The sequence below is a fragment of the Elioraea tepidiphila DSM 17972 genome (genome assembly GCF_000378465.1).
GTDB lineage: Bacteria > Pseudomonadota > Alphaproteobacteria > Acetobacterales > Acetobacteraceae > Elioraea > Elioraea tepidiphila.
In genome coordinates this window covers 191,910-197,951 of sequence record NZ_KB899913.1, presented here as the reverse complement: position 1 = coordinate 197,951, position 6,042 = coordinate 191,910, and the positions used below count along the sequence as shown (strand labels likewise).

Below are 6,042 nucleotides of genomic sequence, written 5' to 3'. Positions count from 1 at the left end.
GCCGAAGCCGAGGAACGCTACTACGCCATGCTTGACGACCAGAAACTGGCCGCGTGACTCAAACCAAACAGCCTCCAGCAAAACCGGAGCGGTTCATCGCCCTCATGATCGACCACGGCGATGTAGCTCGTGTCGGCGCATCTCGGTGGCGCGTCTCGAGACGGCGGGGCCGCGGCGGCGCGCCGCATATCGATGCGCTGCCGCTGCGTGCGGGCATGGTCATCCGAGAGCAGCCGCGCAAGCGGCACGTCGATGAAGCGTGGATCGCCGAAATACGTCTCCCGGTCCACGAAGGCGAGCTTCAGGGCCTCGATAACGGCGTGGATGTAGTCGGCCGAGTTATGGCCCATCCTGCGGAGGTCGATGCCCTCGAGCAGCCGCAGCGTCTGGAGGAGCGTCGGGCCCTGGCACCAGGGGCCGCACCCGCTGACCTCCAACCCGAATGCGCGAATCGCGACCGGCGGCTCGATCCGTGTCTGGAATCCGGCAAGGTCCTCGCGTGTCAGCAGCCCGCCCTGCCTGGCCTGCGCATCGGCGATCCGGGCCGCGATGTCGCCGCGGTAGAAGGCATCGCGCGCTGCCGCGAGCCCCGCCTCGCGATCACCGCCACGGGCCCGGGCGGCGCGCTCCTCATCGACCATGTGGCGGAGCGTGCCCGCCAGATCCGACTGCACGAAGCGCTCGCCCGGCTGCGGCGGACGTCCGCCCGGCAGGTACATCGCCGCTGTACTCGGCCATTCCGCCAGCCGGTCGCGCTGGGCAGCGAGCGACTCGGCCATCAGCGGGTACATCGGGAAGCCCTCGTCGGCGAAGCGGATCGCCGCGGCGGCAACATCCGCGAACGACATCGTGCCGAAGCGGGACAGCGCCGTGATCCAGGCGCAGGGCGCGGCGGGAACCACGGTGCGCAGCACGCCGCGCGGGATATGGCCGCCGTGATGCTGATGAAACAGCTCGACCGAGGCGGCACGCGGCCAGGTGCCGAGCCCGTCGATGGTGAGCGTCGTCCGGTCGCGCGCGAGATGGAGCATGATCGGCGCGACGCCGGCGATGTTGACGATGTCGCTTTGCACCACGCCCAGCACGAGTCCGCCGCAGACGCCGGCATCCACCGCATTGCCGCCCGCTTCCAGGATCTGGAACGCCGCCTGCGCCGCGAGATGATGATTCGCGGAGACCATGTGGCGCGTGCCGGTCAGGGTCGGACGCAGGCTCGCGATCCCCAGGGCAGAGGGGCGGGGCGGCAGTTCAGTGGTGGGGGCAGATTCGTGCATGCTGCAAGACGCTCCGCCGAGCGCGTGCGATCCAACGCGGGGTGTGCCGATCAGATCGTCGGCGTACGGTACAGAACCTTGCCGGCAACCGTGATCTCGGTTTCGACAAGATAGCGTCGCACGCCGTTCCAATCGATCTCGATGCCGAGACCCGGTGCGTCCGGTGCCGCGATCTCGCCGGCCCTGTCGCGCACGAACCCGTTGCGCGTGAAGGCCGTGGCGAGCGGCTTCGGGTGCACGGGGAACTCGCACAGCCGGTGGCTGCGAAGTCCGGCGAAGGGCTGCAGCGAGGCCGAGAGCGCGAGCGGCGAGGTGAAGGTATGGTTGACATAGGTGGCGGCGTTGGCAACGGCGTGTTCCGCGACCCGCTTCGCTGGGCCGATACCGCCGATGCGGCCGCAATCGATCTGGATGAAGCCGACGCGCCCGTACTCCAGCAGATGGCGCGCCATGAAGGCGTTGTGCGCGGCCTCGCCGCCGGCGAGGCGGACGGTCCGGCATTGCCGGGCGAGCGCGGCATACGCGTCATAGGCGTGCGCCGCGAACGGTTCCTCCAGCCAGGTGGTGGTGGCGGCTTCGAGCGCGGGCAGTCTCGCGGCAGCCGCATCGACATCCTCGCCGAAGATCTGACCGGTATCCACCAGCAGCACACCGTCCGGCCCGATGCCCTCGCGCGCCGCCATGATGTGATCGGCATCCTCGGCGACACTGCCACGGCCGATCGGCCCCCAGCCGAACTTGACGGCGCGGAACCCTGCGTCGCGTTGCGCCCGTCCGCGCTCGAAGGTCTCCTGCGGGGTGTCGCCGAAGAGCTGCGAGGCATAGGGCGTCTTGGCGTGGCTCTGCGCATAGCCCAGCAGGGACCAGACGGGGGCATCGCGCGCCTTCCCCAGCAGGTCCCACAGCGCCATCTCGATCCCGGACCAGGTATGGGCCGCCTGCAACAGGTCCATCGAGCTATAGGCGACCCGAGCGGCGATCCGCGCGATGTCCTCCGGCCCATCGAGCACGGCGCCGAGCACAGAGGCGCCGACCGGGCGGCAGACGCCATGCGACATCGGGCAGACGAAGGCCGCGATCGAGGGCAGCGGCGCGGCCTCGCACTCGCCATAGCCGCACCGTCCGCCCGCGGCGACGCGGACGAGCAGCGCATCCTGGCTCCCATCCGCCTCCTCCGTGATCTCCGGCATCGAGAGGTAGAAGAGATCGACCGCCTCGATCCGCATCGTCACTAGCCTGCGCGCCCGTACAACGTGGCCGATGGCGAGAAGGTCGCGATCTCCTCCATCGGGAACATCGGTCGCGCGCAGATCGTATGGCCGAGATACGGGAGATTGGCCGAGGTCGAGCCTGGCGCATCGACGTTGAAGTTCTTGGCGATCCAGGCGTCATACATGTGGTACTCTGTATGCGGCGACTTGACCACGATCAGATCGAAGTCGCGCGGGTCGAGACCGTTGGCGAAGTACATCGCCCGATCCTGCAGCCCGACCGTATGGCTGAGCACGACGATCGTGTAGCCGTCGAACGTCAGCACCGCGCACGGGCCGGCATTCAACGGTGCGCGCGTATTCTCGACCGTCGCCTTGCCGTTCGACAGCAGGGCGACCTCGGCCTTGACAGGCCACGGCGTGAAGCGCGCGCGGTCATGCGCGCCACCGAGCGTGACCTCGATCGTCGCACCGACGCCGGCCCGGTGCGCCGCGGCTGCGGCGGCCGGATCAACGATCTGCGCAAGCACGCGGCGCCGATATCCGGCCTGGTGCAGCGCCTTGATCAGCACGTTGGAGTCTCCGCTCGCGCCGGAGGAGGTGGCATCCGCCGCGTCGGTGAACACGACCGGGCCTTCGATCGTCTTCGCCTGCGCGATGGCACGTTCGATGGGCACGAGCTTGCCCTGCATCCGGTAACGCAGCAGCCAGAACGCGTTCGCGAGCCGGATCGCCTCGCGGCTGGCACCCTCAGGGTCGCCGTCCGTCATGATCAGGACCTGCGAGCAGAGTTCCGGCACATCGGTGAACGGATTGCCGATCATGATGCCGGCTGCGGCCGCCTGGCCTTCCGCTTCAAGGCGGCGGCAGTCCAGCAGCAGGTCGCCGTAGCAGCCGGTCTTGGTGATCAGCTCGTCGCCACGCACCAGAGCGGGAATGACGACGCGCGCGATCGTCGGGCGTGCCACCGTACCGTCCATAATCCTGAGCAGGAGCCGTGCCGCGCGCGCGCCCGTGTCCGCGAAATCGACATGCGGATACGTCCAGTAAAGCGCAAAGCCGTCGATCTGACGCAACATGCGGTCCGTGCAGATGCCATGCAGATCGAGCGAGATCACGATCGGAACCTTCGGGCCGACGCGCATACGGATCTGTTCGAGGATCCAGCCCTCGGGATCGAGCTCGCCATCCGCGCCCATCGCGCCGTGCAGCGAGACATACACAGCATCGATGCCGTTCAGGCTTGCCTCGACCGCCGCGATCAACTCGCTCGAGAGACGCTGCCACCCCTGGGCGGAGAGCAGACCGGCGCTGCCAGCACGCGCGCTGTAGCACGGCACGATCTCGATCTCCGGGCGCGCGTCGAACACGGCGAAGGCGCCGCCGAGCGCGGTGTTTCGTCCGCGCTGTGCGAGCAGGGCATCACCGCGCTCGACCAGGAAATTCTCGTAACCCGAAGGCAGGGGGTTGAACGAGGAGATCTCCTGCATGCACTGGACGACGAGGATGCGGGGCACAGGTCAGCTCCTTGCTGGGGTGTCAGGGATGCGTGGCGCTCCACGGCAGCGTTCGGTCTGCGACACGATGACACGCGACCAGCCCGCCGCCAGGTCTCGGCGCAAGTTCGGGATCGACCGAGCGGCAGCGATCCTCGACATGTGGGCAGCGCCCGGCGAAGCGGCACCCCCGAACCACCGCCGTAGCTGCGGGGAGGTCCCCTTCGAGGCGCAGACGCCGGCCGCGATGTGACGGGTGCGTCACCGGCACCGAGGCGAGCAGCGCGCGGGTATAGGGATGCTCCGGGTGTGCGAACAGCGCGTCCGTCTGGGCGGCCTCGACGATGCGGCCGAGATACATCACCGCGATGCGCGTCGAAATGTGGCGCACGACCGCCAGGTTGTGCGAGATGAAGAGATAGGTCAGCCCCAGATCCTGCTGGAGATCCTGCAGAAGGTTGATGATCTGCGCCTGCACCGACACGTCGAGTGCGGAGACCGCCTCGTCGCAGACGATGAACTGCGGCTCAAGGGCGAGGGCGCGCGCGATTCCGATACGTTGACGCTGCCCGCCCGAGAACTCGTGCGGGTATCGGCTGGCGGCCGTGCGCGGCATCCGCACGCGGTCGAGCAGCCGGTTGAGGCGCTGCTGCCGTTCGGTCCGATCGCCGATGCCGTGGATGATGAACGCCTCGGTGATCGTCTCACCCACGGTCATGCGCGGGTTGAGTGAGCCGTAGGGATCCTGGAACACGATCTGCATGCGCCGGCGCAGCCGTCGCATCGCCGACGCGTCGAGGCTCGTCAGGTCGTGGCCGTCGAACATCACGCGTCCGGCCGAGGGTTCGATGAGGCGCAGCAGCAACCGGCCGGTGGTCGTCTTGCCGCAGCCGGACTCGCCGACAAGGCCGAGCGTCTCGCCACGATGGATAGCCAGATCGAGATCGTCCACCGCCCGCAGCCCCGTCGCACCAGCGGCGAACAGCCGGCGGCGATGGAACACCTTCGCGAGCGACCGCGCCTCGATCAGCGGTGCCTCGGAGGTCATGATGCGCGATCCTCCGGCGCCGTCGCCCAGCACGCGGCGTGATGGCGAGGTTCATGCGCCACGAGCGGCGGGACGGCCTCGCAGCGCGCATCCGCATGCGGGCAGCGCGGCCGGAAGCGGCATCCCTGGGGCATCGCCCCGACTGCGGGGACCGCTCCATCGATCGCGACGAGACGCGTGCGCGGCCCTTCGCTGGTGGGGATCGAGGCCAGCAGAGCCCGCGTGTAGGGATGCATCGGCCGGTCGAACAGCGCAGCGACGGGCGCGAGCTCGGCCATCCGGCCCGCGTAGAGCACCAACACGCGGTCGGCCATCTCGGCGACCACACCGAGGTCGTGCGTGATGAGCATCAGGCCGAGGCCGCGCTCGCGCCGGAGGTCGTTCAGCAGATCGAGGATCTGCGCCTGGATGGTGACGTCCAGCGCGGTGGTCGGTTCGTCGGCGAGCAGCAGGCGCGCCTCGGCGGCAAGCGCGATCGCGATCATCACACGCTGGCGGAGGCCACCTGACAGCTCATGCGGATAGGCGGAGAGGCGTGCCCGGGCGTTCGGAATCCCGACTCGCTCGAACAGGCGCAGCGCCTCGCCGCGCGCGGCGTCGTCCGTCATGCCGCGCCGCTTGCGCAGCACCTCCGCGACCTGGGCTCCGGCGCGCATGACAGGATTGAGCGCCGTCATCGGCTCCTGGAAGATCATGGCGAGATCGCGACCGCGGCGGGCTCGCCATTCCGCCGGCGAGAGACGAGCGAGATCCTCGCCGTGAACCCGGATCTCGCCGCGCCGGATGCGGATCGCGGGCGGCAGGAGTCCCATGATGGCGAGCGCCAGCATCGACTTGCCGGAGCCCGACTCACCGACCACGCAGAGCGTCTCGCCCGCCTCGACCGTGAAGGCGATGTCCTCGAGCACGCTCGCGCCGGTAGCGACCAGCGTCGTGGTCAGCCCCACCACCTCGAGCAACGGCGCGCCACCTGACGCCGCATCGCGAGCGGAGGCGGTATCGGCAGCCCTCAT

General features: G+C 69.0%; 5 protein-coding genes. All 5 read right to left on the bottom strand.

Annotation, left to right across the window (positions count from 1 at the left end):
• Positions 1-20: 20 nt before the first annotated feature.
• The 5 genes from F563_RS21610 to F563_RS21605 are packed head-to-tail and all read right to left on the bottom strand — an operon-like array spanning position 21 to position 6,042.
• The gene (locus F563_RS21610) at positions 21-1,406 is read right to left on the bottom strand and encodes a gamma-glutamyltransferase family protein (protein WP_211211365.1); all 1,386 of its coding nucleotides are present in this window, start codon (positions 1,404-1,406) and stop codon (positions 21-23) included.
• On the bottom strand, positions 1,325-2,500 hold the full coding sequence (locus F563_RS0105045; RefSeq protein WP_026299342.1) for a mandelate racemase/muconate lactonizing enzyme family protein: 1,176 nt from the start codon (positions 2,498-2,500) through the stop codon (positions 1,325-1,327). The genes F563_RS21610 and F563_RS0105045 overlap by 82 nt, the downstream gene beginning before the upstream one ends.
• Positions 2,501-2,505: 5 nt before the next feature.
• Positions 2,506-4,002, bottom strand: coding sequence for a M81 family metallopeptidase (locus F563_RS0105040; protein WP_019013559.1), 1,497 nt, complete (start codon positions 4,000-4,002; stop codon positions 2,506-2,508).
• 22 nt (positions 4,003-4,024) lie between these two features.
• Positions 4,025-5,029 (bottom strand): ABC transporter ATP-binding protein, encoded by a 1,005-nt coding sequence (locus F563_RS0105035; RefSeq protein WP_019013558.1) that lies wholly within the window; start codon positions 5,027-5,029, stop codon positions 4,025-4,027.
• Positions 5,026-6,042: an ABC transporter ATP-binding protein gene (locus F563_RS21605; RefSeq protein ID WP_051089326.1), complete on the bottom strand. Its 1,017-nt coding sequence runs from the start codon at positions 6,040-6,042 to the stop codon at positions 5,026-5,028. The genes F563_RS0105035 and F563_RS21605 overlap by 4 nt, the downstream gene beginning before the upstream one ends.